Source organism: Mesorhizobium sp. BR1-1-4, from assembly GCF_020165375.1.
GTDB classification, from domain to species: domain Bacteria; phylum Pseudomonadota; class Alphaproteobacteria; order Rhizobiales; family Rhizobiaceae; genus Mesorhizobium; species Mesorhizobium australicum.
Genome location: NZ_JAIUIB010000004.1, coordinates 258,756 through 283,301 on the forward strand (window position 1 = coordinate 258,756; position 24,546 = coordinate 283,301).

Here is a 24,546-nt window from a genome sequence, read left to right on the forward strand (position 1 = left end):
TGCGGCCTTTCGCTTTGGCATGCCCCATGCCGGCAGAGATCCCTGCCAGGCAAGGGACACCTTGCATGGAACGACACACATCATTATTGTAGTGAATATAACTACTATGGGGACATTGCCATGGAAAAAGGTGTTTCGGCGGCCGATGCCAATCGCAGGTTTTCTCTCCTACTGCGCGGCGTTCGCGAAGGACAAAGCTACGTGGTGACCAGTCACGGGCGTCCGGTCGCTCGGATCGTGCCCGCGGATCATCAGGAGGGTGTGGCTGCCCGATCGCGCGCGGCGTTGTTGTCGCGCCTTGAGCGCCAGCCTGTCATGAATGCCGGGCAGTGGACGCGCGATGAGCTTTATGAGGACGAGCATTGAAGATCGCGCTCGATACGAATATCCTTGCTTACGCGGAAGGGGTGAGCGGTGCGGAGAAGCGCGACATCATTCTCGAATTGCTGCGCGATCTCCGGCAAGATGACGCGGTTATTCCTGTTCAGGTTCTTGGTGAACTCTTCAACGTTTTGGTCCGCAAAGCAGGAAGACCGCCCCTGGAGGCACGGGATGCCCTTCTGAGCTGGAGCGACGCATTTTCCGTTGCCGCGACGACGCAGGACGTGATGATGATGGCCGCTGATCTGGCTACCGATCATCGACTCAGCATTTGGGACTCGGTCATTCTCTCCACGGCCTCGCAAGCTGGCTGTCGGCTGCTGGTCTCGGAAGATCTGCAAGACGGCTTCACATGGGGCGCGGTCACTGTCGTCAGTCCTTTCGCAGCGCCGCGTCACCCATTGCTTGATGCTCTAGCGGGGAAGTCTGGCGACTAGAACGCGGAACGACGCAACGATCGGCTTTTCATCCGTCCCGCGACGTGTTACCAGCCACCGCCAATCCTGAAAGGGAATAACGAGTCGGCGCTGTCCATTCCGGTCCAGCGCTTTTTCGCATTCAAAGGGCTGGTCATGGCAAAAATCATTGAAACGTCTACCGGCGCACTGGCGCTGACCTTTGACGACGTGCTTTTGCAGCCCGGTCATTCCGAGGTCATGCCCGGCCAGACCGACATCCGCACCCGCATCGCCGGCGACATCGATCTCAACGTGCCGATCCTGTCGGCGGCGATGGACACGGTCACCGAGGCAAGGCTCGCCATCGCCATGGCGCAGGCCGGCGGCATCGGCGTCATCCATCGCAATTTCTCGCCCGCTGAACAGGCCGAGCAGGTGCGGCAGGTCAAGAAATTCGAATCCGGCATGGTGGTCAACCCGGTCACGATCGGGCCCGACGCCACGCTCGCCGACGCATTGTCGCTGATGCGCACCTATTCGATCTCGGGCATTCCGGTGGTCGAGAATGGCGGCGCCGGTGGCCACAAGACCGGGCGGCTGGTCGGCATCCTGACCAACCGCGATGTGCGCTTCGCTTCCGATCCGGCGCAAAAGGTCTACGAATTGATGACCCGTGAGAACCTGATCACGGTCAAGGAGAACGTCGACCAGGACGAGGCCAAGCGGCTTCTGCACCAGCACCGCATCGAGAAGTTGGTGGTGGTCGACAAAACGGGCAATTGCGTCGGGCTGATCACGGTCAAGGACATCGAGAAGTCGCAGCTCAACCCGCACGCCACCAAGGATGCGCAGGGGCGCCTGCGCGCCGCGGCCGCCACCAGCGTCGGTGATGACGGCTTCGAGCGCGCCGAGCGTCTTATCGAGGCCGGCGTCGATCTTTTGGTGATCGACACAGCGCATGGCCACTCGCAGCGCGTGCTGGACGCGGTGACGCGGGCGAAGAAGCTTTCCAATTCCGTGCGAATCCTGGCCGGCAACGTCGCCACCGCGGAAGGCACGCGGGCGCTGATCGACGCCGGCGCCGACGCCGTCAAGGTCGGCATTGGTCCGGGCTCCATCTGCACCACCCGCATTGTGGCCGGGGTCGGCGTTCCGCAGCTTTCGGCCATCATGTCGGCGGTCGAGACGGCGCACAAATCAGGCGCCTCGGTGATCGCCGACGGCGGCATCAAATATTCCGGCGATCTCGCCAAGGCACTCGCCGCCGGCGCCAGTGCCGCCATGATCGGCTCGCTGCTTGCCGGAACCGACGAAAGCCCGGGCGAGGTCTATCTGCACCAGGGCCGCTCCTTCAAGGCCTATCGCGGCATGGGCTCGGTCGGCGCCATGGCGCGGGGCTCCGCCGATCGCTACTTCCAGGCCGAGGTGCGCGACACGCTGAAACTGGTGCCGGAAGGCATTGAAGGGCAGGTTCCCTATAAAGGACCTGTGTCTGGCGTGCTGCACCAGCTTGCGGGCGGGCTGAAAGCCGCTATGGGTTATGTTGGTGGCCGCGACCTTGCCGATTTCCGCGACCGCGCCACCTTTGTGCGCATATCCAACGCCGGACTTCGTGAAAGCCACGCCCATGACGTCACGATTACCCGCGAAAGCCCCAACTATCCCGGCGGAGCCTGATTCTTCCGGACTTTGGGGGAACTTGACCGCCATGGTGCTGCGCTTGTCGCGCCATGTCGGGGCGTTCTGCTTCCTCTCGGCGGCGGTTTTTGTCGCCATGACGGGGATGGAGTTCTTCTATTTCCGTCGACTGAGCGGGGGCCTGGCTTCGCTCGACATGCGTTATTTCGGATTCACGCCCGACGAAGGCATGGCCTGGCTTACGGCGCTTGGCCGGCGCGGCAGCGAGATCATCCTGGTCTGGCACTACCTGACCTTCGATCTTCTGTTTCCGGCGCTGTTGTCGCTGACGCTGGTCAGCCTGATCCTGGCAACTGGCCGGCGCCTGAAGAATTTCCGCGTGCTGCCGGCGCAGATGCAGGCGGTCTTCGCGCTGGTCCTGGTGCTGCCCTATACGCTCGCCGACTACGCCCAGAACATCGCCGTGGCGCGCCTTCTGTCCGATTTCCTCTACGCCAATCCGGACTCGCTGTCCTTTGCCTCGGCGCTGATCGTCACCAAATTCACGCTTCTCGCCGTCCCGGTCATCGTCATTGCCGCTTTCTGGCTGGCAGGCCAAAGACGTCGGAGTTGAAGCGGAGCAGGGCAGGGGCGGCTTCATGAACCAGACCACGATCTTCTGGCCTGTGCTGGCTCACGTGCTGCTGATCTACATCGTCTATATCGTCATGGGCCGGCGCCGCTATGTTGCTGTCAAGTCGGGTGAAGCCAAGGTCGGCCAGTACAAGGTTCGTTCGACCGAGCCGGCCTCTACTGCCACCGTCGCGAACAATTTGATCAACCAATTCGAACTGCCGGTGCTTTTCTACGTCCTGTGCCTGACACTGCACATGACCAACGGCGTCAATTACATCACCCTCGCACTGATGTGGATTTTTGTCGCGTCGCGCTATTTTCACGCCTGGTTTCACCTGACCAGCAACAAGCTGCTGGTGCGCAACCGCTCCTTCGTGTTGGGCGCGGTGGTGCTGGCGCTGGGCTGGATCTGGCTGGCCCTGCACTTGCTCGCGATCGTATGAGCTGCGCCTAATCACCTTCTCGAAAAAGGAAGAGGAAAGGCCGGCGCCTATAGATCGAACACCGCGATCTTGCGATTGTCGAACTTGATGCCGATCTCGCCGCGTACCAGCTTCAGCGCGTGTTCGCCGAACACGGCGCGCCGCCATCCTTGCAGCGCGGGCACATCGGCATCCTCGCCCTCGGCGGCGATGCGATCGATGTCATCGCTGGAGGCCAGCACCTTCGAGGCGACGCCCTGTTTTTCGGCGACGATCCTGAGCAGCACCTTCAACAGTTCCGCGGCCGCATTCGAGCCCTCGGGCGGCTGGAAGTTTTTCGGCAGTTTCGGCATCTGCTCCTTGGGCAGGGCGAGCGCGGTGTTGACCGCGCCGAGCAATGCCGTCGCCGTCGAGGAGCGTTCCCATCCCTTGGGAGTGGTGCGCAGCTTGGCAAGGGCTGGCGCATCGCGCGGTCCTTGTTGTGCGATCTCGTAGATCGCGTCGTCCTTGAGCACACGGCCGCGCGGCACGTCGCGCTCGCGCGCCTCGCGTTCGCGCCACGCCGCCACGGCCTGCACGATCGCCAGCTCCTGGGGCTTGCGAAGCCGCATCTTCAGCCGTTTCCAGGCATCCTCGGGGTGCGGATCGTAGGTCTCGCGCGAGGTCAGGACATCCATCTCCTCATTCAGCCAGTGGGCGCGGTTTTCCCGCGCCAGCTCGGCGTTGAGGTGCTGATAGACCTCGATCAGATGGGTGACGTCGGCCAGCGCGTAGTCGAGCTGCTTGTCGGACAGCGGCCGATGGCGCCAGTCGGTGAAGCGCGACGACTTGTCGAGCCGCGCCCCGGTGATGCGCTGTACCAGCTGATCGTAGGAAACGCTGTCGCCGAAGCCGCAGACCATCGCCGCCACCTGGGTATCGAACACGGGGTGCGGAACGAGGTCGCCGAGATGGACGATGATTTCGATGTCCTGGCGCGCCGCATGGAAGACTTTGACCACCGCCTCGTTGGCCATCAGCCTGAAGAAGGGAGCCAGGTCGATGTCAGGTGACAGCGGATCGATCAGCGCGGTCACGCCGGGCGCGGCCATCTGGATCAGGCACAGGATTGGCCAGAAGGTCGTTTCGCGGATGAATTCGGTGTCGACGGTGACGAAATCCGACTTTTCGAAAGCGGCGAGAACGGTCTCGAGTTCTTTCTGGGTGGTGATGACGTGCATCAAATCGCTTTTGGCAGGAGTAGGGTCTTCCTAGATTTCAGCCGGGAAGGCTTTCGTCAAGCTGTGGCGCCACCGTCACGGCCCTTCCGGACTGTCTGGATCACTATTTCTCCTCGCCAGCCGCGCGAAAATGGTCGACGTGCGCAACAGCGCCGTGAAGCGGCTGCGCTTGCCCGCCGGTACTCCAGAGCGTGCCTGCATGCGGTAGAGGATGACGGCAATGAAGATCGCGTAGACCACGGCGCTGAAGACGAACAGCGCGCTTGGCCCGAAATACTGCATCGCGGTCGAGGCCGCGAAAGGGCCGCCAATAGCGCCGAAGGAGTAGAACAGCATCAGGGCGGCGTTGATCAGCACGAACTCGCCGGCATCCGCGCGGTCGTTGGAATGTGCCGCCGACAGCGAATACAGCGGCATGGCGAAACAGCCGAAGATAAAGATGATGATGAAGTTGAGCAGCGGGTTGCTGCCGGCGATGAACACCAGCGCCAGAGCCGAAAGCATCGCGCAGCAGGTCGTCATCAGCAGCACCCGGCGCCGATCCCAGCGGTCGGAGAGGTAACCGAGCGGATACTGGATGATGGCGCCGCCGAAAATGCCGACGCTGACGAAGGTGACGACATCGCCGACCGACATGCCGATCTGCTCCGCATAGACCGGCGACAAGGTGCGAAAGGCACTGTTGGTGACGCCGACGGCGATGCAGCCAAAGCAGCCCAGAGGCGAAATCCGCCAGACGCGGGCCAGATCGAGCTTGACCTCTTCCGGCGGCGTCGGGTTGGAGCGGTCGCCGAGCGAGACCGGCACCAACGACAGCGTGATCATGATCGACATGATTGCGAAGATGGTGAAGCCACCGGCGCCGAAGACGGGAATCAGGAACTGGGCTGATGTCACCGATCCGGTATCGACCATCCGGTAGATCGCCAGCACGCGGGCGCGGTCGCGGTTGGTGACGCCGGAATTCAGCCAGCTTTCGACGATGGTGAACAATCCGGCGAAACAGAAGCCGCCGGCAAAGCGCACCGCGCACCACATCACCGGATCGAGAACCAGCACGAGCAGCAAGGTGCCGACGGAGGCGATCGCCGCCAGCGCCGAAAACGCCCTGATATGGCCCACCGCCTTCATGATGCGGGTAATGGCCAGGCAGCCGAGCAGGAAGCCGGCGAAATAGAAGGTGCCCATCAGGCCAATGTCGGAAGCCGAAAACCCTTCCTGCGCGCCACGCAGCGCGATCAGCGTGCTCTGCAGCCCATTGCCGCCGAGGAGGATGCCTGCGGCGAGAAGAAGCGGGATCAGGGGACGGATGGAGGACATAAAGGAATACAGCCGCTCATCGTTGATCCTTTTTGGACCATCGTCTCCGTCGATGCCAGCGGCATTTGCGAATGAAAAGGCGGCAAGGCCTCGGCCCGAATTCAGCTCGGCGGATGAAACAGATGTCGATGGCGACCGCAGCGCCGGTTAATCGGTCAAAGTATCAATCGACGCGCTCGAAAGTGTCTAGGCTGGTCCCGAAGGCGCGCCATGTTCCAACCGTGGTCAGCTTTGCGGGCTCACCCTCGGCATCGGCTGAAAGAGCCAGTCCAGCCACCGTGTGCCACAACATCTCGATCTTGCCGTCTCGAAAAATGCCGGTATAGCTGACCGCCGCAGGCCCCGTCTTTCCTGACGCCGCGGAAGTAAAGCCGATCACATCTCCATGAGCGGCCCCGTGAAGAGGCACTTCCATCCCGGAAAAGCTGCTGTCGGGCAACGCTGTCTTGAAGACACCGCGGATCAAACCCTCACTATCGTCCTCGATAATTACAACCGAACCGTATTGATTGCGCCAAGTGCCCTTCCAGGAAAACACGTTTGCCTCCTCTCAGTCCATCATGCGCTAACGCGACAGGCGGTTCACCGTTCCGCCACATGACCGGCCATAAATTGAAAGCCGAAGTTCCAAGCTGAGAGATCGCCCCTTCGTCCCTTTGCCTTGACAAACCATGCCTCTCATGCGCTTTTCGCGCAAATTTTGGGCCGGGCTGCGATGCTTTGGCCCGCCACTCACAATCCCGGACTTTTATCCATGACCATGCACCGTTACCGCAGCCATACCTGTGCCCAGTTGCGAAAGAGCGACGTCGGCAATTCCGTTCGCCTGTCGGGCTGGGTGCATCGCGTGCGCGACCATGGCGGCCTGCTGTTCATCGACCTGCGCGACCACTACGGCCTGACCCAGATCGTCGCCGATCCCGATTCGCCCGCCTTCAAGGTCGCCGAGACCTTGCGCGGCGAGTGGGTGATCCGCGTCGATGGCGAGGTCAAGGCGCGTTTGCCCGAGACGGTCAACGCCAATTTGCCGACCGGCGAGATCGAGATTTTCGCCCGCGAGATCGAGGTGTTGTCGGCGGCCAAGGAATTGCCGCTGCCGGTGTTCGGCGAGCCCGATTATCCCGAGGACATCAGGCTGAAATACCGCTTCCTCGACCTGCGCCGCGAGACACTGCACAAGAACATCGTGGCGCGCACGAAGATCATCGCCGAGATGCGCAAGCGCATGGGCGAGGTCGGCTTCACCGAATTCTCGACGCCGATCTTGACCGCCTCGTCGCCGGAAGGCGCGCGCGACTTCCTGGTGCCGTCGCGAATTCATCCCGGCACCTTCTACGCGCTGCCGCAGGCGCCGCAGCAATACAAGCAGCTGATCATGGTGTCGGGCTTTGACCGCTACTTCCAGATCGCGCCCTGCTTCCGTGACGAGGACCCGCGCGCCGACCGCTTGCCCGGCGAATTCTACCAGCTCGACCTCGAAATGAGTTTCGTCGAGCAGGACGACGTATTGTCGACCATGGAACCGGTGATGCGCGGCGTCTTCGAGACCTTCGCCAACGGCAAGCCGGTGACGCAGAAATTCCAGCGCATCCCCTATGATGTCGCCATGCGCAAATACGGCTCCGACAAGCCGGACTTGCGCAACCCGATCGAGATGCAAGCCGTCTCCGACCATTTTCGCGATTCCGGCTTCAAGGTGTTCGCCAACATCCTGGCCAATGATCCGAAGGCCGAGGTGTGGGGCATTCCCGCCAAGACCGGCGGCAGCCGCGCCTTTTGCGACCGCATGAATAGCTGGGCGCAAGGCGAGGGCCAGCCGGGGCTGGGCTACATCTTCTGGCGCAAGGAAGGCGACAAGCTCGAAGGCGCCGGCCCGCTCGCCAAGAACATCGGCGAGGAACGTACCGAAGCAATCCGCCTGCAACTCGGCCTTGCCGACGGCGACGCCGCTTTCTTTGTCGCCGGTGATCCGAAGAAGTTCGTGTCGTTCGCCGGCGCGGCGCGCACCCGTGCCGGCGAGGAGCTGAACCTCGTCGACCGCGAACGCTTCGAACTGTGCTGGATCGTCGACTTCCCGTTCTTCGAATGGAACGAGGAGGAGAAGAAGATCGACTTCGCCCACAACCCGTTCTCGATGCCGCAGGGCGGCATCGATGCGCTGAACGGCGAGGATCTGCTCGGCATCAAGGCCTTCCAGTACGACATGGTCTGCAACGGTTTCGAGATCGCCAGTGGAGGTATCCGCAACCATTTGCCCGAAACCATGGTCAAGGCGTTCGAGACGGTCGGGCTCGACCGCGCCACGGTCGAGGAACGCTTTGGCGGCCTCTACCGCGCCTTCCAATATGGCGCGCCGCCGCATGGCGGCATGGCCGCCGGCGTCGACCGCGTCGTCATGCTGCTGGTCGGCGCCAAGAACCTGCGCGAAATCACCATGTTCCCGATGAACCAGCAGGCTTACGACCTGTTGATGAACGCGCCGTCGGAAGCCTCGCCGCAGCAGCTTCGCGAACTGGCGCTGCGTGTCGCGCCGGTGAAGAAGGACTGACGGTGCAACTGCCATTTCTCCCCGTCACTATACCGGGAGAAATGTCCGGCAGGACAATGAGGGGCAGCGCGGATGCTGGCGATTTGCGAGCGATCGTAGCAGCCGAGGCCTTCTGACAGGCAATCCAGACTGGAATTCATATTCGCAAGCGTCGGCGCTGCCCCTCATCCGCCTGCCGGCACCTTCTCCCCGTATAGTGACGGGGAGAAGGCAGCTAATTCGATCAGTCCTCGTTCGCCTTGACGGTCACGCCGAGCGTCTTCGGCAGGTCGAGCGGGTTGGACATGGCGCCCGCCATGATCAGCGCGAACGGCACCGATGCCGGCGGCTCGGCCGAGATTTCGAGACTCTTCGGATCGTCGAGATATTTGCTGACCGCCGCCGTAACCTGGGCCGTCAGCTCGGGATTGTTGAGCTGCGCCATGCCGAACGGCACGATTGCCTTGGCTTGGTTGGCGATGTCCTTGGCCGACATGCCCTGCTGCTTGCCGACATAGTCCAGCACCTTGCCGGTCAGCGAATCGTCGTCGAAGCGGATCGATGCGCTGTTGAACGAAAGCTGCTGCAACAGGCCGAGCATGGCCATGCCTTGCGCCGAATTGTCGGCGCCTTCCGGCTGTGCGGCCATCTTCTTCTGCATTTCCTGCAGCGACTTGATGAAGTCGATCGTGTAGCCGCCGAGGTCGAAGGTCATGCCGAGCGTGCCGGCATTCTCGACGGATATGTCGTATTTCGACAGCTCCATCTTGCCGTCCGACGGCTGCCAGGTGCCGGCCATTTCAAGATTGCCCGAAATGTTCTGGTAGCCGAGCGCGTTGATGACCTCCTTGGACTTGGGGTCCTCGACCAGCGAGAGATCGGCCGTGAATTTCTCCGTGTTGGCGGTGAATTCCATCGCCTTGCCGTCGGCGGGCGGCGTGATCTGGATGGCAAGCCCGTCCATCGAAAAAGCGGTCTTGTCGGCGACCTTGACCGTCATGTTCGAGAGTTCAGCGGATTTGTACATCATCAGCGAGCCAAGCGGGCTGGTGGAGCCGTCGGCCGGCACCGTCATGTCGTGGATGACGAAGGGGCTGAGATCCAGGGTGACGCCGTCCTTGCTGTGTTCGAAGGCCGAGGTCGACACGGTGCCGATATCATAGCCGCCATTGGCTTCGGTGATGTTCTCGAGCTTGACGTCGCCGATCGTCAGCGCTTCCTTTTCCGCGGCCGGTTTCACGGACACGCCCTGCAGCACCATGCTGGTGTTGTCGCCGGTCACGCCGGTCCAAGAGATGTCGACGCCCTGGGCGGAGAGTGCTGCCTTCAGCCGGTCCGCGACCGCCGCGTCCTGGGCAAGGGCCGCATTCAGCGGCAGCGTGAGCAAGAAGGTCGAAAGTGCGAATTTCCGGAGAGTTGAGCGGTTGATTGTCATCGCAAGGTCCCTGAGAGTGTCCTGAAATTATTTTTCAATTCTTTGCGCCATCACCATTCCGTGACGAACTGGACGGGAGAAAGGCGTGTCCCGGCACAATGGTCGAAAATCGCGCTGAAAGGCAAACCCGATCCGACCGCTATTGGAGAATGCAGTGAATTTGGCATGAAGGTCGGGCCGCCAGCGTGCTTCGCAATAGATGCGGCATGTAACAGATTGATGTTGGCCGGCAACCTCGACCTTGCGGTTTTCTGTTGCAGAATTGCGCGCAAATCGACTGGCCCGGTGCGCGCCTCTTGCCGCGAATCACCCGCTCGGCTAGGTGCAGCCCATGGGAAAAAGGCTTTTGCCGCCTGACAATGGCGGCGGCGATCATATCGAACCGGTCGACCTGAAGAAGGCGCTGGAAGAGCGCTATCTCGCCTATGCTTTGTCGACCATCATGCACCGGGCGCTCCCGGATGTGCGCGACGGACTGAAGCCGGTCCATCGCCGCATCATGCACGCCATGCGCCTGTTGCGCCTCAACCCCGACCAGGGGTTCGCCAAATGCGCTCGTATCGTCGGCGAGGTGATGGGCAAGTTCCACCCGCATGGCGACCAGTCGATCTATGATGCGCTGGTGCGGCTGGCGCAGGATTTTTCGATGCGCTACCCCTTGGTCGACGGCCAGGGCAATTTCGGCAACATCGACGGCGATAACGCCGCCGCCATGCGCTACACCGAAGCGCGTATGACCGACGTGGCGACCGACCTGCTTGCCGGCATCACCGAGGACGCGGTCGACTATCGGCCGACCTACAATGAAGAAGACGAGGAGCCGGTCGTGCTCCCCGGTGCCTTCCCCAATCTCTTGGCCAACGGCTCGTCCGGCATCGCGGTTGGCATGGCGACCTCGATCCCGCCGCACAATGCCGCCGAGCTCTGCGACGCGGCGCTGCATCTGATCGAGCATCGTGATGCGCCGGTGGCGAAGCTGATGGATTTCGTCCAGGGCCCGGATTTTCCGACCGGCGGCATCATCGTCGACAGCCGTGCCTCGATCCTCGAAGCCTATGAGACCGGCCGCGGCGGGTTTCGCGTGCGGTCGAAATGGAACCAGGAAGACCAGGGCAGGGGCACCTGGAGCATTGTCGTTACCGAAATCCCCTATGGGGTGCAGAAGGCGCGGCTGATCGAGAAGATCGCCGAGCTGTTGATGGCCCGCAAGCTGCCGCTGCTCGAGGATATCAGGGACGAAAGCGCCGAGGACATCCGCGTCGTGCTGGTGCCGAAGAGCCGTTCGGTCGACCCAGGCATCCTGATGGAATCGCTGTTCAAGCTGACCGAGCTCGAAAGCCGTTTCCCCCTCAACATGAATGTGCTGTCGCGCGGCAAGGTGCCCAACGTGCTGTCGCTGAAGGGCGTGCTGCAGGAATGGCTGGACCACCGCCGCGACGTCCTCATCCGTCGCTCGAAATTTCGCCTCGGCGAGATCGAGAGGCGGCTGGAAATCCTTGCCGGCTACCTGATCGCCTATCTCAACATCGACGAGGTGATCAGGATCATCCGCGAGGAGGATGAGCCCAAGCAGGTCATGATGGCCCGCTGGTCGCTCACCGACACCCAGGCCGAAGCGATCCTCAACATGCGGCTGCGCGCCTTGCGCAAGCTGGAAGAATTCGAGATCCGCAAGGAATTCGACGGCCTGACCGCGGAGAAGAAGCAGATCGAGGCACTGCTGGCGTCCGATGCCAAGCAATGGTCGACCATCAAGTGGGAAGTCACTCAGGTTCGCGACAAGTTCGGTCCGGAGACCGAGCTCGGCAAGCGCCGCACGCAGTTCGCCGACGCGCCCGAGCACGACCTGACCGATATCGCGCACGCCATGATCGAGCGCGAGCCGGTCACCGTGGTGGTTTCGGAAAAAGGCTGGCTGCGGGCGATGAAGGGCCATCTGGCCGATTTTTCGACGCTGACCTTCAAGGAGGGCGACAGCCTCAAGCTCGCCTTCCATGCCCAGACGACGGACAAGGTTCTGGTCTTCACGACCGGCGGCAAGTTCTACACGATCGGCGCCGACCGGCTGCCGGGCGGCCGCGGCCATGGCGAGCCGATCCGCATCATCGTCGACATGGACAATGACCAGGACATCGTCACCGCCTTCGTCCACGATCCCAAGCGCAAGCTGCTGCTCGCCTCTTTCGACGCCAACGGCTTCATCGTTCCCGAGGAAGAGGTGGTCGCCAACACCCGCAAGGGCAAGCAGGTGATGAACGTCAAGGCGCCGGACGAGGCCAAGCGCTGCGTGCCGGTCACCGGCGATCACCTGGCCATCGTCGGCGAGAACCGCAAGATGCTGGTGTTCGCGCTCTCGGAAATCCCGGAGATGGGTCGCGGCAAGGGTGTGCGGCTGCAGAAATACAAGGACGGCGGCCTGCTCGACCTCAAGCCGTTCACGCTGGAAACCGGTCTTTCCTGGCAGGATTCGGCCGACCGTACCTTCACCCGGTCGCGCGAGGAATTGGCTGAATGGATCGGCGCCCGGGCGTCGGCGGGACGGATGGTGCCTAAGGGATTCCCAAGGACTGGGAAGTTCGGCTAGAAGCTGCCGATCTCCTCCCTCGTGGGGGAAATGGCCGGCTGGCCAGAGGAGGCGCTGTCCCGCCAGCGCATCAAATGGCTGGCTACACCTCTCGCAATTCTCGGTCCTTAAGATCAGATCAGAGGTTCACGCCCCCCTCTGTCCTGCAGGAGATTCCCCACGAGCGGGGAGATTGGCAGGTCCGCCATCACCATTTGGAGTATCGTCACGATTGCTGCACTATATCGGTGCATAACTGACCGGATGGGCCGGGGAGAACAGGGCGTTTGAAGGAAGCAAAGATCCAGAAGCCGGAACGGCAGCAGCGCCTCTTCGGGCTGTCCACACCGCTTCGTTCGGCCGTCATACCGCCGCTCTCGGCGGCGCGCTGGCTGCTGGTGCTGATCGTTGCCGCCGGCGTCTATTTTTTCCACGGCTTCCTGTTCCCGGTGCTGGCCGCCCTCGTTATCGCCTTCGCCAGCTGGCCGCTCTACCGACGGCTGCTGGTCGGCGTCGGCGGCAACCGAACCATCGCCGCCACATTTGCCATCCTGTTCATCCTGGCCTTCCTGGTGATACCGATCGCGCTTGCCGGCACCTACGCCATCAACGAGGTGCGCGAATGGGTCGGCTGGGCGATAGAGACCAACCGCCACGGTGCGGTGACGCCGCACTGGATCGCCACCCTGCCTGTGGTGGGTGAATGGCTGAACGAGCAGTGGACGACCAATCTCGGCCATCCCGGCGGCATCGGCGAACTGATCCAGCTGGTCAGCGGCGCCAATATAGGCAGCATCTACCGCGGTGCGCTCGCCGCCGGCGGCAGCGCTTTCAGCCTCTTTCTGACGCTGCTGTTCATGATGATCGCCCTGTTTTTCGCCTATCGCGACGGCGAGAATTTCGCCGGCCAGATCGACCGCCTCGGCGAGCGCATCCTGCCCACCCGCTGGGAACGGATCTCGCGCGTCGTGCCGGCGACCATTTCCTCGACCGTGACCGGCATGACGGTAATCGCCATCGGCGAGGGACTGGTGCTGGGCATCGCCTACTGGCTGGCTGGTGTGCCGTCGCCGGTGACGCTCGGCGCGCTGACCGGCGTGATGGCGCTCATCCCCGGCGGTGCGCCATTGTCCTTCACATTGGTCTCGATCTACCTCGCCGCCAGCGGCTCGCCGATGGCCGGCCTGGCGCTGTTCATCTGGGGCACGGTCGAGTTGTTCGTCGTCGACAAGACGTTGCGCCCCAAGCTCGTCGGCGGCCCGATAAAACTGCCCTTCCTGCCGACCTTTTTCGGTTTGATCGGCGGCGTCAAGACCATGGGTTTTCTCGGCCTGTTCATCGGCCCGGTGCTGATGGCGCTGCTGGTCGCGATCTGGCGCGAGTGGCTGCGCGAGGTGGAACTGGCCGACGAGATCGTGCCGCCGAATGAAATCGAAGCCGGTCCACAAATCGAGGTCCTGCCCGAACCCAGCGTGGTCAAGAAAGCCAGCGCCTGAATCTCGACCTCTACGCCGGATGGTGTACCGCGAGGTCGCCGCGGCGCTTGCGCCCATCATGCAACTGCCAGAGCGAATGGGCGACGAGCGTGACGATCAGGATGCCGCCGCCGATCAGGCTGTTGCGGGTCGGCGTCTCGGCAAAGATCATCCACACCCAGATCGGCGCCAGCACGGTTTCGAGCAGGTAGAACATCGCCACTTCCGGTCCTGAAATGTATTTCGGCCCGGCGGCGAGGCAGAAGAACGAGATCGGCATGATGACGGCGCCGTTGAAGATGATCCACCATGGCGCGTTTACGTGAAAGCCTTCGCCGCTCACCATGAAGGCCGCCAGCCCAAGCGGCAGAAGGACGCCGATCAGCGAGGTGAATCCCATATCCTTGCCGCTGGCGCGCGAGAGGGTGATGGCCACCGCGATGAAGAAAGCCGAGCACAGCGCCATGAAATCACCGAACAGCTTGCCGCTGCCAACCGAACCGCCGACGATGACCAGCACGCCGAGGATCATGACCAGCATGGCCGCGATCGTCACCGCTCCCGGCCTTTCCCGTAGGAATATCCAGGACAAGAGTGCGGCGAAGACGGTGTTGAAGGCCAGGATGAACACCAGGTCGGCGGTCGAGGTGTGGAAGACCGCGGTAACGAAGGTGATCGAGGTCAGCCCATAGCATATCGCCACGATCAGCCCGGACCAGCCGGGGATAAGCGGCGGGACATTCCGGCTCAGCGCGCGCCAGACCGACCAGATGATCATCGCGGCGATGAAGGTGGTTCCGGTTCGCAGCAAAAGGATGGTCCACGCGCCGCCATCCGCAAGGCGGATCAACGGTATGTCGACGGTCAGTATCAGTCCGCCGATGGCGGTTATCAGAAGGCCCTTCTGGTGATCATGGTGAGAGGACATGCAGGAACTTTCGCAATTGAATTGCAGGCGGCCGGTCGGCGCAAGCGCGCACTCTCTCCAGCCGAGCGGCTGAAAGACCAGCATCCCCTGCCTTGAAACAGTTTAAGCGTGGATCGGGGGAAAACTCAGCGTCAGACCGCTTCGTTGGTATAGCGCTCCCAGCCTTTTGGGCCGAGATGCTCCTGCGGCATGAAGCGCATCTTATAATTCATCTTGCGCGAACCATTGACCCAGTAGCCCAGGTAGACATGGGGCAGCCCCATCGCCTTGGCACGGGCGATATGGTCGAGGATCATGAACGTGCCGAGCGAGCGGCTTTCGAAATCGGGATTGAAATAGGAATAAACCATCGACAAGCCGTCGGCCATCTTGTCGGTGAGCGCCACCGCTATGAGTTCACCTTGGCCTTTGCCGGTGATGAAGGTGTCGGGTCCGCGCCGCCGGTATTCGATCACCTTGGTGTCGACATGGGTATCCTCGACCATCATGGCGTAGTCGAGCACCGTCATGTCGGACATGCCGCCGCGGCGGTGGCGGGCATCGAGATAGCCGCGAAACAGTGAATATTGTTCGGTCGAGGGCTCGGCGTTGTGCATGGCGCCGACGAGGTCGGAATTGTGCTGCAGCACGCGCTTCATGTTGCGGCTGGCGGTGAACTCCTGTGCCAGGATACGCACCGACACACAGGCGCGGCAGGTCTCGCAGGCTGGTCTGTAGGCGATGTTCTGCGAGCGCCGGAAGCCGCCTTGCGTGAGCAGGTCGTTCATCTCCGAGGCCTTGTCGCCGACCAGATGCGTGAACACCTTGCGCTCGAACTGGCCGTCGAGATAGGGGCACGGCGACGGCGCGGTCAGGAAGAACTGCGGCGACTGGGTCGGGTGCTGCGTCATCGAGACTTGGAAACACTCCTTCGAATCGCTCTACCTTTGGCTCCGGCGGCGAAAAATTCAACAGGATTGTGAAGGTGTGGGCAACTCAACACCTTCACATTTGCGCTCAAGAGGGCTGCGGCTGTGCTTGAGGGCGGTTTCAGCGGCCGGTGCGGCTGACGACAGTGCCGAGCAAAAGATCGTGCAGCGTGCGCTTGCGGTCCGAGAACAGGGTCACCAGCAGGACCAGCGGCGACAGGATGACGTTCCCGGCCCAGAACAATACGGAATGGACGACCGCGGTCAGCCCGTCGATGCGGGTGCCGTCGAGACGGTCGAGGCGGATGCCCATCATCTTCATGCCCGTGGTGGCCTGGTCGGCGCTGCCCAACGTGTTCCAGATGTAGAGGATGGCGACTGCCGGCACCAGGACGCCGAACAGCATCCAGCCCAGGCCGAGGGTCAAGAGCCCGAGGAAGAACACCAGGATGGCGACCGGAATGCTCAGCAGGCCAACGATCAGATAGTCGAGCACGAAAGCCAGGATGCGCCTTGTGCGCACGCCTTCAAAAGCCCTGACATCGTCGAGCCGGGTGTTGATGATTTCGCCGTCGAGAACGCGAGCGTTCATGTCATTTCCTCGTAACAGGGGCCTGCTTAGCCTGCGCCCACCGCACCAGAAATGGTGAAGGCTCGTGGCGGAATCAAGATCGGACCGTTTCGCCGCGGCGCCAGGCGGGACAGGACGGGCCGAGGGGCCGAAGCGGTTGAATTTGCAGCACGGATGGCGTTAGCTTGCTGCGGCGCAACAAGACGCCGAGGGGACGGGGCAATATGGACTACGACATGCTGGTCATCGGCAGCGGCCCTTCCGGCCGCCGCGCCGCAGTGCAGTCGGCCAAACTCGGCAAATCGGTGCTGGTGGTCGACCGGGGCCGGCGCCTTGGCGGCGTCTCGGTGCACACCGGCACCATTCCTTCCAAAACGCTGCGCGAAACGGTGCTCAACCTCTCGGGCTGGCGCGAGCGCGGCTTCTATGGACGCGGCTATCGGGTCAAGCAGGATATCTCGGTCGGCGACCTGATCGAGCGCCTGCACAAGACGCTCGACCACGAGGTCGAGGTGCTGCAGCACCAGTTCATGCGCAACACGGTCAAAAGCGCGCGCGCGGCGGTGAAATTTCTCGGCCCCAACAAGGTCAGCCTGACATCGGACAATGGCGACTACAGCGAAGTCGGTTTCGCCAACGCACTGATCGCCGTGGGCACCAGGCCGCATCGGCCGGCCGACGTGCCCTTCGACAAGACCCGTGTCTTCGACAGCGACGAAATGCTTGAACTCGACCGCCTGCCACGCACGCTGACGGTGATCGGCGCCGGCGTCATCGGCGTCGAATACGCCACGATCTTTTCCGCGCTCGACGTACCGGTGACGCTGGTCGAGCCGCGCAACTCCATCCTCGATTTCGTCGACCGGGAGATCGTCGACGATTTCATCCACCAGATGCGCGACCGCGGCATGACGATAAGACTGGGCAGCGCGGTCAAGGAAATCCGCTCCAAGCCGGATGCCGCCGAAGTGGAACTGGCCGATGGCCGCACCATCCGCTCCGAGGTCGTGCTCTACGCCGCCGGCCGCACCGGCAATGTCGGCAGCCTCGGCCTCGACGTGGTCGGCATCGAAGCCGACTCCAGGGGCCGCATCAAGGTCGATCCCCAGACTTTCCAGACCAGCGTGCCGAACATCTACGCGGCCGGCGACGTCATCGGTTTTCCAAGCCTCGCCTCGACCTCCATGGAGCAGGGCAGGGTGGCCGCCTGCCATGCCTTTGGCGTGACCCTGCCCGCGCCGCCGGAAACCTTTCCCTACGGCATCTACGCGGTGCCGGAGATCTCGACGGTCGGCCAGTCCGAGGAGCAGGTACGCCAAAGCGGCGGCGCCTATGAGGTTGGCGTCGCGCGCTTCCGTGAGACGTCGCGCGGCCACATCATGGGCGTCGACACAGGCTTCCTGAAGCTGTTGTTCTCCATCGAGACGCGGCGCCTGCTCGGCGCGCACATTGTCGGCGAGGGTGCCACCGAACTCATTCATATCGGCCAGGCGGTGATCAATCTCGGCGGCACGGTCGACTTCTTCGTCAACAACACCTTCAACTATCCAACCCTGGCCGAGGCCTACAAGATCGCCGGCCTCGACGCCTGGAACAGAATGGGAAGAGGGTAGCCCTGTCTGGTGCAAGTTCGGGGGGAGCCGTACACTCCCCTCCATTCTGTTGCCACTTCGAGCGGCTGCTGGAATTCCTGGCGGGCGAGGGCATGGCGGCGATTCCAGCCATGGAATTGCTGATGACGGTCGGCCGCTACACGGTCGGCTGTGTCACGGAGGAGCAAGCCGAATATCCGTCAGGTCCGGGGCGTGGCGAAGCGCTGGATGCCGCGGCGCATGATCATCCGCTCTTGCGCGAAGCCTTGGTGCACTACCGTGCCGGCGGACACGAGGCGCTGTTTGAAAGCGGGCTCGCCCTGCTGATCGCCGGGGCAGAAGTTCGAATGGTGGCCGAACGCTGATTGGGCAGCGAGCGTCCGCGAAGGCGGTCAGCCTCCCTGTGCCGCCGCCGATTCCGCCAGCCATCGCTCGACGATCGCGGCGTCCGGGTCGCCGATTTCGTGGCCTGATGGAACGATCCGGGCGTCGATCTCGCTACCGTGCCGGCTGAGCAGCGTCACCAGCGCCAAAGCGAAAGGCCCGTAGGTCTCGTCCGCCGCCCCGGCAATGATCAGCGTCCGTGTGCCCATGAGGTCCGTTGAAGGCACCTTGTCGAGCACCGGCATTGGCCTCAGCAGCGCCGCGCTCCGGACAATACCGGGATGGAGCAGCATCAGGCTCGAAACCAGATTGGCGCCGTTCGAATAGCCAATGAATGTCGCGTGGGCGAGATCGAGCTCATGGCGCGCGGCGACTTCGCTTGCGAATGCCGCGAAGGCGGCGGTTTCGACACGGATGCTTTGCTGGCCGAAGCGCGTCGGCGTGATTCGCTCGAACCAGCGAAAACCGTCCTCCTGCGGGATGCGGCCCCGTACCGCGATCAGGGGGGCGTCGGCCGCGATGCGCCTCGCCAGCGGCACCATGCTTGTCTCGTCGACACCCGATCCATGCAGCAGGAACAGGCACGCGCGGCCGCTTTTGCCGGCACCGAGGAGGCGATAGGGAAAGGCTAGATCCAGCATCGGAGGGCCATTTTCGACACTGGCGCCAGTCATACCGCATCCCGTTGATTATATGAGGTTTCGCTCAATTTGCCGGCTTCAAAACGCAATATTTTCATGCTCCGCGAAAGTTGATTGAACCAGGCTCATTCCGGCCCGTTTCTGCGCCGATACACTCCCTGTGGGAGGAATCGAAGCGGTGCGTCGGGGGTCGCATTGCTGGACATGAACAACCAGCTTTGAGGCCTTTTGTCGATGACTACCCCTGTTTCGCCAGATCGCGATTTGCGTGTCCTGGAACGCGACACGCGTATCGATGTGCTGCGCGCGCTGGCACTGCTCACCATCTTCGTCGACCATGTGCCGGGCACGGCTTTCGAGACCCTGACCTACAAGAATTTCGGTTTTTCGGACGCGGCCGAGGCGTTCGTGCTGATATCAGGCATTTCGGTCGCACTCGCCTACGGCACAAAGTTCCGGCCGGGTGGCCGGCTTCTGGCGACCTTGAAAATGTGGCGGCGGGCGGGCGTGCTCTACGTCGCCCACATCGTCACGACGATGGTGGTGATGGCCCTGTTCTGCGCCGTGGCGGTGTTTGCCAAGCGGCCGGAACTGCTGACGCTCATCAACATCGAGCCCTTGATGAAAAACACGCCGCAAGTGCTGGTCGGCATCGTCACGCTCGGCCATCAGCTCGGCTATAACAATATCCTGCCGGTCTATGCGGCGCTGCTTTTGATGGCGCCGGCGTTCGTCCTGTTCGTCAGCTCCAGGCCCGCCGCGGCGCTTGTCGTGTCCGGCACGCTATGGCTGGTTGCCGGAATTTGGGAGATCGCTCCGCCCAATTACCCCGAGCCCGGTTTCTGGTTCCTCAACCCGTTGTCCTGGCAGTTCCTGTTCAACATCGGCCTTGCCGCCATGCTGCATGTCAGGCGCGGCGGTGTCATTCCGGTCAACCGCTGGCTTGTCGGCGCGGCCGCGACCTATGTGCTGGCGGCTCTGGTGTGGGTGCATAGCCCGCTCTGGGGACAGATAACGTGGTTCAACCTGCCGGTGGTGATCGGCGGCTTCGACAAGACCTTCCTGTCGTTGCCGCGGCTGTTGCACATCCTGGCGGTCAGCTACCTCGTCGTCGCCCTGCCGACGGTGTCAAACCTGTTCCGCACCAGCCCCGACCATCCGCTGGCCATACTGGGCAAAAGATCGCTGCCGGTCTTCATCGCCGGCACGGTGATCGCCATGGTCGCGCAGGTGATGAAGCTGATCAATCCGGGCGGGCTCGTCTATGACAGCCTGCTGATATCGGCCGGCATCGCCATGCAGTTCGCGCTCGCCTTCTATCTCGAATGGCTGTCGACCATCGGCGGTTCGGGCAAGGCCCGCACGGCCCAAACGGTTCCCTCGCCGGTTCGTGCGCCTTTGGGGACTGCCATGGCAAGAGCCAATCGGTAGGCGGTTCGGCCGTGCGGTTCAGCCGCGTGGCGAAGCCGTCGAGGCTCGCACGATCAGTTCGACCGGCAGTTGATGCCGGCTGACCGGCCCGTCGCTCTCCAGGATCGCCCTGACGGCAAGGCGGCCCATCTCGGCAATCGGCTGGGCGATCGTGGTCAATGGCGGCTCGGACACCGCTGCTTCCGGAACACCGTCGAAGCCGACGACGGAAACGTCGTCAGGCACGCTCAGCCCGCGTGCGCTCAGCCATTCGAGCGCCACCAGGGCTATTCTGTCCGACATGGCCAGAATGGCGGTGGGCGGCGTGTCGGAGGCGAAGATGGTCTCGAGCCCCGCCTTCGTGCTCGCCACGTCGTTGGCGGTCTCGTAGACAGGCACTTTGGTTATGTCGACGCCAACCCGCGAAAGCTCCCGGAGATAGCCGGTGAGGCGGTCGCGCGTTCCGGCATAGGTCGCCGCCCGAACCTGTTCGGCCGAAACAAGGCCCGTCCTGTTGTCGGCGAAGGGCAGGGCCATGACGGCGAAGCGGCGATGGCCGAGATCCGTGAGATGGCGGGCCGCCATGCCGGCGCCGGCGATGTTGTCAACTCCGATCGCGGCGACCGAGCCGTCCTCGGAGTCGAGGTCGAGCGCGACGAAGGGCAGCTTGCGCTCACGTGCCAACTCCACCAGGCGCGAGCCACCTTCGATGCAAAAGACGATGAAGCCGTCGACCAGAGCGCTCTGGATGTTCCAGGCAAGCTGCTCGTTGTTGGCGGCCGAGACCAGGGAAATGCCGGCTCCGGTCGCATCGCAAGCTTGCGAGATGCCCGCCATCATGACGCGCGCAAACGGATCGTCGAAGAAATAGGAGAGGGGCTCGGCGGTGGCCACGCCGATGGCGTTGACCTTGCCGGCCCGCAGCAGCCTGCCCTTTGGATCGGGGCCGCCATAACCCATTGCCTCGGCCGCGGCGCGAACCCGTTCGCGGACTTCCTCGCGCACGATCTCGGGGCGGCTGAATACGTTGGACGCGGTGCCGTGCGAAACACCGGCGGCCTTGGCGATGTCGGCCAGCCGTACGGGTCGTCGATTGCCTGCGGTGAGTGACGCCATTTGTGCGTGCCTCCTGACATCCATGTAGCACGTTCTTCCGCCGCATCTAGTATTTTCGTTGGATCGATTCAAATTTTGCTTGACCTGCGCCGGTTTCGATCCTAGGTTTGAATCGATCCAAGTGACAGCTTGTTCTGCTGAATAGCCAAAAAGGGAGGAGCGCCATGCATCCCGTCAACTACCTGTTCGCCGACATCTACCGCAACGACTGGAATATCGGGTCAGCCACCAACAAGGCTAGGCATCGTGGTGAGACGGGCCCATGGGTTCGCGATCTTCGCTTCTTGGTGGCGCGCAAGCGGAGCTGATCAAACCGACTTTTTTCGCGCCCGACGATTGGATCGATTCAAAGACAAGGAGGATGAGTCATGCATCCCATCAAGCATCTGTTCGAAGATATCTACCGCAACTACTGGGGCATCGCACCGGCCACACAGCGACCGGAAGCGCGACGGCGGGTGAAACCTGCTGTTGGCGGCCGTGCCCTTTGGGTCCGCCCGGAACGCCGCCGGGATTGACCTCAAGCAATCATTTCAGGGTCGTGGACGTGCCACGGCCGAGATCGCTATCGCCAGCCAGCCTGCAATGAGCAGGGTGCCGCCGATCGGCGCCGACATCGGAAACAGCCTTGAGCCCCAGAAATCGCGGGCGAGAAGATCGCCCGCGAAGAGGAGCAGCCCGGCGAGCAGAATGAGGCTGGCGATGCGCAGCCAGCGGTTCGCGCCGATAAGGCCGATGGCGAGGAAGACCGGCGCATGCATCAGCAGGAACGACGCGGCGGTGCCGGTAAAGGCGCCGCCGCGGTGGGCGGCGGCCGCCGAAAGCGCCACCCCCGCCGCGCCGACGAGGCCGCCGGCAAGCACGAGGAGGCGGCTGCCGTTTGGATCGGGGTTCATGGCCGGCGTGCTCCTTCTTTCTTCAGCAAGCGTCAGGGCTTGCGCGCTTCCAGCGCCATATGCCGCGTCCGCCGCGATTGGACGATCCAGTTGTAGGCCGCCCCGAGCGCCATCAGCACCGACGTGCCGAGAAACACCGCCGGCATGCCGAAATGGCCGCCCACAAAACCGCCGGCCAGTGGCCCCGCGACCTGTCCGACATACTGCGCCGAGATCGCCAGGCCAAGCACGTTGCCGCCAACGCCGTCGGGGATGTTGTGCCTGATGACACTGGTGATGCAGGGCAGGAGGCCGCCCAGCGCCAGGCCCATCAGGAAACGCAGGCCGATAAGCTGCCAGCTATTGGTGACAAAAGCCTGCGGGATAAGGAGCAGCGCCGAAACCGCCAGTGCTCCCACGACAACGTTCCAGTGCCCGATCCGGTCCGCGAGCTTGCCGAGCCAAGACGCCGAGAGGATGGTGCCCAGCGCGGCGGCCGACATCACAACGCCGGCGACGAGCGTCACCCTGCTCTGGTCCTCGATGAGCTGCTGCACATAGACGGTGATGATCGGCTCGATCGACATTGTGGCGAAGGCGAGCAGCATGCCGGTGGTCAGCATGGCCACGACCGGGCGCTTGTCCGGGATCTGCGACCAGCCGCTTTTCGGCTTTGCCGCCGACACCGGTTTGGCTGGCTTCGGACGCGGGCTCTCCTTGATGAGGAAGGTCGTTGCCAGGAAGGCGAGGAAGATCACACCGCCTGACAAGAGGAAGGTGGCGCGAATGCCGATCACCGGCGGCAGCACGCCGCCCAACAGGGGACCGACCAGCGAGCCCGCCGTAATGCCCGCCGACAGCACGCCAAGCGCCCAGCCGGAACGCTCCTTCGGCGTCTGCATGGCCACCAGTATGGTTGAACCGGAGGAGTAGCCGCCCGCGAAGCCGATCAGCAGGCGCAGCAGCACCAGCTGCCAAACCGTCTCGACCATGCCCGTCAGCGACATGCAGATCGCCATGCCGAAGGAGGCGCGCACCAGCATCACCTTGCGCCCGTAGCGGTCACCCAGGCGCCCCCATAGCGGCGCTACTGTGGCCGCGGCGAAGAAGGTGGCGCCATAAGCGACGCCGGACCACTGCACGATTGCCGCGTGGCCCTGTGCGCCGAGCTGTTCGACATAGAGCGGCAGGAATGGCAACAGCAGGGTCATGGCGATGAGCGTGCTGAACGAGCCCGCGAAACAGACCGCGAGATTGCGCCGCCAGTGAATGTTGTAGCCGCTTTGCTGCGTGTCTTCCTGCGTCATGCCCTGCCTGCCGGGTATCAGCGCTTGTTGCGGATACCATTTTGGGATACCAAATTGGTCTCCGTCATGAACTTCACGCCGGCCGCTGTCAATGCGGCTTCGGAAAGGGCGCGCGATGTCGCAGATGCAGAATGTCGAACGGCAGCTTCGCGAGATGATCCTGGCGCTCGAGATCGGGCCGGGAGAGCGGCTGACCGAACGCTGGATCGAAAGCCAATTCGGCGCCTCGCGCACGCCTGTCAGGGCGGCGCTGCTGCGGCTGGAGACCGAGGGGCTGGTCGGCAGGGACGGGCGCGGCTGGACCGTTTCGCCCATCAATCTGGCCGAACTCGAGCAGGTCGCGGTCTATCGCGAGGCGGTCGAGATCGCGGCATTGCGGCTGACGTGCGGGCAAGCCGACAAGAGCGCCATCGATGTCATCGAGGCGATGCTCGATTCCTGCGACGAAAATACGCCGCGCGAGGAGTGGCATCGTGTCGGCATGGATTTTCACATCGAGCTGGCGCGGCTCTCCGGCAACGAATTCCTGTTCCGGGCGGTTCGTGACGCGATGACGCGTCTGTCGCGCGCCCGCTGGCTGGAAGTGCGTGACGAGACGGCCCTTGGCCGTGCCTGGGTCGAACATCGCGCCATTCTTGCCGCGACACGCCTCGGTCAGGCTGATGAAGCCGCGCGGCTGCTGTCGGCCCACATCGTCGGCAGCCGTGACCGGCTGGTGACGTCGCTTGCCAACGACCGACGTGGCCTTCGCGCCAGGGGATTTGCCGTCGTCGCCGCTTAATGCGGTCCATGCGCTGCGGCGCGCTGGCCGGAAAAACAG

The 24,546-nt window shown here is 63.0% G+C and carries 25 protein-coding genes; 14 read left to right on the forward strand and 11 right to left on the reverse strand.

Going from position 1 to position 24,546, the window contains the following annotated elements:
• Positions 1-120 precede the first annotated feature (120 nt).
• The 5 genes from LB571_RS10405 to LB571_RS10425 all read left to right on the forward strand — a co-directional run bounded on the left by LB571_RS10405 (position 121) and on the right by LB571_RS10425 (position 3,475).
• The gene (locus LB571_RS10405) at positions 121-366 is read left to right on the forward strand and encodes a type II toxin-antitoxin system Phd/YefM family antitoxin (protein WP_140617089.1); all 246 of its coding nucleotides are present in this window, start codon (positions 121-123) and stop codon (positions 364-366) included.
• Complete coding sequence (locus LB571_RS10410) at positions 363-818, forward strand: PIN domain-containing protein (protein WP_224594281.1); 456 nt, start codon at positions 363-365, stop codon at positions 816-818. The genes LB571_RS10405 and LB571_RS10410 overlap by 4 nt, the downstream gene beginning before the upstream one ends.
• A 135-nt stretch (positions 819-953) precedes the next feature.
• A complete protein-coding gene (gene guaB, locus LB571_RS10415) occupies positions 954-2,456 on the forward strand; it encodes an IMP dehydrogenase (protein ID WP_015318286.1) in 1,503 nt (500 codons plus the stop codon).
• Between the two features lie 31 nt (positions 2,457-2,487).
• Positions 2,488-3,030, forward strand: coding sequence for a hypothetical protein (locus LB571_RS10420; protein WP_224594283.1), 543 nt, complete (start codon positions 2,488-2,490; stop codon positions 3,028-3,030).
• A gap of 25 nt (positions 3,031-3,055) precedes the next feature.
• Positions 3,056-3,475 (forward strand): MAPEG family protein, encoded by a 420-nt coding sequence (locus LB571_RS10425; RefSeq protein ID WP_224529863.1) that lies wholly within the window; start codon positions 3,056-3,058, stop codon positions 3,473-3,475.
• 47 nt (positions 3,476-3,522) lie between these two features.
• Here LB571_RS10425 and rnd read toward each other — a convergent pair whose 3' ends face one another.
• The 3 genes from rnd to LB571_RS10440 form a co-directional block, all read right to left on the reverse strand.
• On the reverse strand, positions 3,523-4,674 hold the full coding sequence (gene rnd, locus LB571_RS10430) for a ribonuclease D (RefSeq protein ID WP_015318283.1): 1,152 nt from the start codon (positions 4,672-4,674) through the stop codon (positions 3,523-3,525).
• A gap of 75 nt (positions 4,675-4,749) precedes the next feature.
• On the reverse strand, positions 4,750-5,994 hold the full coding sequence (locus tag LB571_RS10435; protein WP_140874321.1) for an MFS transporter: 1,245 nt from the start codon (positions 5,992-5,994) through the stop codon (positions 4,750-4,752).
• 163 nt (positions 5,995-6,157) lie between these two features.
• Positions 6,158-6,532, reverse strand: a complete 375-nt coding sequence (locus LB571_RS10440; protein WP_140823681.1) for an avidin/streptavidin family protein — start codon at positions 6,530-6,532, stop codon at positions 6,158-6,160.
• Positions 6,533-6,754: 222 nt separating this feature from the next.
• On the opposite strand from LB571_RS10440, the gene aspS reads away from it, so the two are divergent.
• Complete coding sequence (gene aspS, locus LB571_RS10445; RefSeq protein ID WP_224594634.1) at positions 6,755-8,542, forward strand: aspartate--tRNA ligase; 1,788 nt, start codon at positions 6,755-6,757, stop codon at positions 8,540-8,542.
• Between the two features lie 223 nt (positions 8,543-8,765).
• Here aspS and LB571_RS10450 read toward each other — a convergent pair whose 3' ends face one another.
• Positions 8,766-9,956, reverse strand: coding sequence for a hypothetical protein (locus LB571_RS10450; RefSeq protein WP_140823680.1), 1,191 nt, complete (start codon positions 9,954-9,956; stop codon positions 8,766-8,768).
• A 331-nt stretch (positions 9,957-10,287) separates the two neighbouring features.
• On the opposite strand from LB571_RS10450, the gene parC reads away from it, so the two are divergent.
• Both parC and LB571_RS10460 read left to right on the forward strand, forming a co-directional pair.
• Positions 10,288-12,540, forward strand: coding sequence for a DNA topoisomerase IV subunit A (parC, locus tag LB571_RS10455; RefSeq protein ID WP_015318278.1), 2,253 nt, complete (start codon positions 10,288-10,290; stop codon positions 12,538-12,540).
• A 266-nt stretch (positions 12,541-12,806) separates the two neighbouring features.
• Positions 12,807-14,015 (forward strand): AI-2E family transporter, encoded by a 1,209-nt coding sequence (locus tag LB571_RS10460; RefSeq protein WP_015318277.1) that lies wholly within the window; start codon positions 12,807-12,809, stop codon positions 14,013-14,015.
• Between the two features lie 10 nt (positions 14,016-14,025).
• On the opposite strand, the gene LB571_RS10465 is transcribed toward LB571_RS10460, so the two are convergent.
• The 3 genes from LB571_RS10465 to LB571_RS10475 all read right to left on the reverse strand — a co-directional run bounded on the left by LB571_RS10465 (position 14,026) and on the right by LB571_RS10475 (position 16,422).
• A complete protein-coding gene (locus tag LB571_RS10465) occupies positions 14,026-14,922 on the reverse strand; it encodes a DMT family transporter (protein WP_041163860.1) in 897 nt (298 codons plus the stop codon).
• 131 nt (positions 14,923-15,053) lie between these two features.
• Positions 15,054-15,812, reverse strand: coding sequence for an arginyltransferase (locus LB571_RS10470; RefSeq protein ID WP_015318275.1), 759 nt, complete (start codon positions 15,810-15,812; stop codon positions 15,054-15,056).
• Between the two features lie 139 nt (positions 15,813-15,951).
• Positions 15,952-16,422: an RDD family protein gene (locus tag LB571_RS10475; protein ID WP_015318274.1), complete on the reverse strand. Its 471-nt coding sequence runs from the start codon at positions 16,420-16,422 to the stop codon at positions 15,952-15,954.
• Between the two features lie 203 nt (positions 16,423-16,625).
• Here LB571_RS10475 and sthA point away from each other — a divergent pair, with 203 nt between their 5' ends.
• Together sthA and LB571_RS10485 are read left to right on the forward strand one after the other, a co-directional pair.
• Positions 16,626-18,014 carry a Si-specific NAD(P)(+) transhydrogenase gene (gene sthA, locus LB571_RS10480; protein ID WP_141906841.1) on the forward strand — a complete coding sequence of 463 codons (1,389 nt, stop codon included), beginning with the start codon at positions 16,626-16,628 and terminating at the stop codon, positions 18,012-18,014.
• 2 nt (positions 18,015-18,016) lie between these two features.
• Positions 18,017-18,358, forward strand: coding sequence for a TetR/AcrR family transcriptional regulator C-terminal domain-containing protein (locus tag LB571_RS10485; RefSeq protein WP_224594635.1), 342 nt, complete (start codon positions 18,017-18,019; stop codon positions 18,356-18,358).
• 27 nt (positions 18,359-18,385) lie between these two features.
• Here the strand turns inward: LB571_RS10485 and LB571_RS10490 are convergent, their stop codons facing one another.
• On the reverse strand, positions 18,386-19,051 hold the full coding sequence (locus LB571_RS10490; RefSeq protein WP_224594284.1) for an alpha/beta hydrolase: 666 nt from the start codon (positions 19,049-19,051) through the stop codon (positions 18,386-18,388).
• Positions 19,052-19,252: 201 nt separating this feature from the next.
• Here LB571_RS10490 and LB571_RS10495 point away from each other — a divergent pair, with 201 nt between their 5' ends.
• A complete protein-coding gene (locus LB571_RS10495; RefSeq protein ID WP_224594288.1) occupies positions 19,253-20,449 on the forward strand; it encodes an OpgC family protein in 1,197 nt (398 codons plus the stop codon).
• A gap of 18 nt (positions 20,450-20,467) precedes the next feature.
• On the opposite strand, the gene LB571_RS10500 is transcribed toward LB571_RS10495, so the two are convergent.
• The gene (locus LB571_RS10500) at positions 20,468-21,544 is read right to left on the reverse strand and encodes a substrate-binding domain-containing protein (protein ID WP_224594295.1); all 1,077 of its coding nucleotides are present in this window, start codon (positions 21,542-21,544) and stop codon (positions 20,468-20,470) included.
• Between the two features lie 164 nt (positions 21,545-21,708).
• Between LB571_RS10500 and LB571_RS10505 the strand changes: the two genes are divergently transcribed.
• Positions 21,709-21,852, forward strand: a complete 144-nt coding sequence (locus tag LB571_RS10505) for a hypothetical protein (RefSeq protein WP_015318269.1) — start codon at positions 21,709-21,711, stop codon at positions 21,850-21,852.
• 60 nt (positions 21,853-21,912) lie between these two features.
• Positions 21,913-22,062: a hypothetical protein gene (locus LB571_RS10510; RefSeq protein ID WP_181171193.1), complete on the forward strand. Its 150-nt coding sequence runs from the start codon at positions 21,913-21,915 to the stop codon at positions 22,060-22,062.
• A 15-nt stretch (positions 22,063-22,077) separates the two neighbouring features.
• Here LB571_RS10510 and LB571_RS10515 read toward each other — a convergent pair whose 3' ends face one another.
• Positions 22,078-22,440 carry a DUF423 domain-containing protein gene (locus LB571_RS10515; RefSeq protein ID WP_140617070.1) on the reverse strand — a complete coding sequence of 121 codons (363 nt, stop codon included), beginning with the start codon at positions 22,438-22,440 and terminating at the stop codon, positions 22,078-22,080.
• A gap of 32 nt (positions 22,441-22,472) precedes the next feature.
• Positions 22,473-23,726, reverse strand: a complete 1,254-nt coding sequence (locus LB571_RS10520; protein ID WP_140617069.1) for a multidrug efflux MFS transporter — start codon at positions 23,724-23,726, stop codon at positions 22,473-22,475.
• Between the two features lie 115 nt (positions 23,727-23,841).
• On the opposite strand from LB571_RS10520, the gene LB571_RS10525 reads away from it, so the two are divergent.
• A complete protein-coding gene (locus LB571_RS10525; protein WP_015318265.1) occupies positions 23,842-24,507 on the forward strand; it encodes a GntR family transcriptional regulator in 666 nt (221 codons plus the stop codon).
• The last annotated feature ends 39 nt before the right edge of the window (positions 24,508-24,546 follow it).

Excerpts from the sequence above, each read along its gene's own strand:
- aspS (WP_224594634.1), top strand. The coding sequence starts at position 6,755 with ATGCACCGTTACCGCAGCCATACCTGTGCCCAGTTGCGAAAGAGCGAC.
- LB571_RS10525 (WP_015318265.1), top strand. The coding sequence starts at position 23,842 with ATGTCGCAGATGCAGAATGTCGAACGGCAGCTTCGCGAGATGATCCTG.
- guaB (WP_015318286.1), top strand. The coding sequence starts at position 954 with ATGGCAAAAATCATTGAAACGTCTACCGGCGCACTGGCGCTGACCTTT.
- LB571_RS10520 (WP_140617069.1), bottom strand. The coding sequence starts at position 23,726 with ATGACGCAGGAAGACACGCAGCAAAGCGGCTACAACATTCACTGGCGG.
- LB571_RS10405 (WP_140617089.1), top strand. The coding sequence starts at position 121 with ATGGAAAAAGGTGTTTCGGCGGCCGATGCCAATCGCAGGTTTTCTCTC.
- LB571_RS10420 (WP_224594283.1), top strand. The coding sequence starts at position 2,488 with ATGGTGCTGCGCTTGTCGCGCCATGTCGGGGCGTTCTGCTTCCTCTCG.
- LB571_RS10505 (WP_015318269.1), top strand. The coding sequence starts at position 21,709 with ATGCATCCCGTCAACTACCTGTTCGCCGACATCTACCGCAACGACTGG.
- LB571_RS10515 (WP_140617070.1), bottom strand. The coding sequence starts at position 22,440 with ATGAACCCCGATCCAAACGGCAGCCGCCTCCTCGTGCTTGCCGGCGGC.
- LB571_RS10510 (WP_181171193.1), top strand. The coding sequence starts at position 21,913 with ATGCATCCCATCAAGCATCTGTTCGAAGATATCTACCGCAACTACTGG.
- LB571_RS10465 (WP_041163860.1), bottom strand. The coding sequence starts at position 14,922 with ATGTCCTCTCACCATGATCACCAGAAGGGCCTTCTGATAACCGCCATC.
- rnd (WP_015318283.1), bottom strand. The coding sequence starts at position 4,674 with ATGCACGTCATCACCACCCAGAAAGAACTCGAGACCGTTCTCGCCGCT.
- LB571_RS10475 (WP_015318274.1), bottom strand. The coding sequence starts at position 16,422 with ATGAACGCTCGCGTTCTCGACGGCGAAATCATCAACACCCGGCTCGAC.
- sthA (WP_141906841.1), top strand. The coding sequence starts at position 16,626 with ATGGACTACGACATGCTGGTCATCGGCAGCGGCCCTTCCGGCCGCCGC.
- LB571_RS10435 (WP_140874321.1), bottom strand. The coding sequence starts at position 5,994 with ATGTCCTCCATCCGTCCCCTGATCCCGCTTCTTCTCGCCGCAGGCATC.
- LB571_RS10490 (WP_224594284.1), bottom strand. The coding sequence starts at position 19,051 with ATGACTGGCGCCAGTGTCGAAAATGGCCCTCCGATGCTGGATCTAGCC.
- LB571_RS10425 (WP_224529863.1), top strand. The coding sequence starts at position 3,056 with ATGAACCAGACCACGATCTTCTGGCCTGTGCTGGCTCACGTGCTGCTG.
- LB571_RS10470 (WP_015318275.1), bottom strand. The coding sequence starts at position 15,812 with ATGACGCAGCACCCGACCCAGTCGCCGCAGTTCTTCCTGACCGCGCCG.
- LB571_RS10500 (WP_224594295.1), bottom strand. The coding sequence starts at position 21,544 with ATGGCGTCACTCACCGCAGGCAATCGACGACCCGTACGGCTGGCCGAC.
- parC (WP_015318278.1), top strand. The coding sequence starts at position 10,288 with ATGGGAAAAAGGCTTTTGCCGCCTGACAATGGCGGCGGCGATCATATC.
- LB571_RS10495 (WP_224594288.1), top strand. The coding sequence starts at position 19,253 with ATGACTACCCCTGTTTCGCCAGATCGCGATTTGCGTGTCCTGGAACGC.
- LB571_RS10450 (WP_140823680.1), bottom strand. The coding sequence starts at position 9,956 with ATGACAATCAACCGCTCAACTCTCCGGAAATTCGCACTTTCGACCTTC.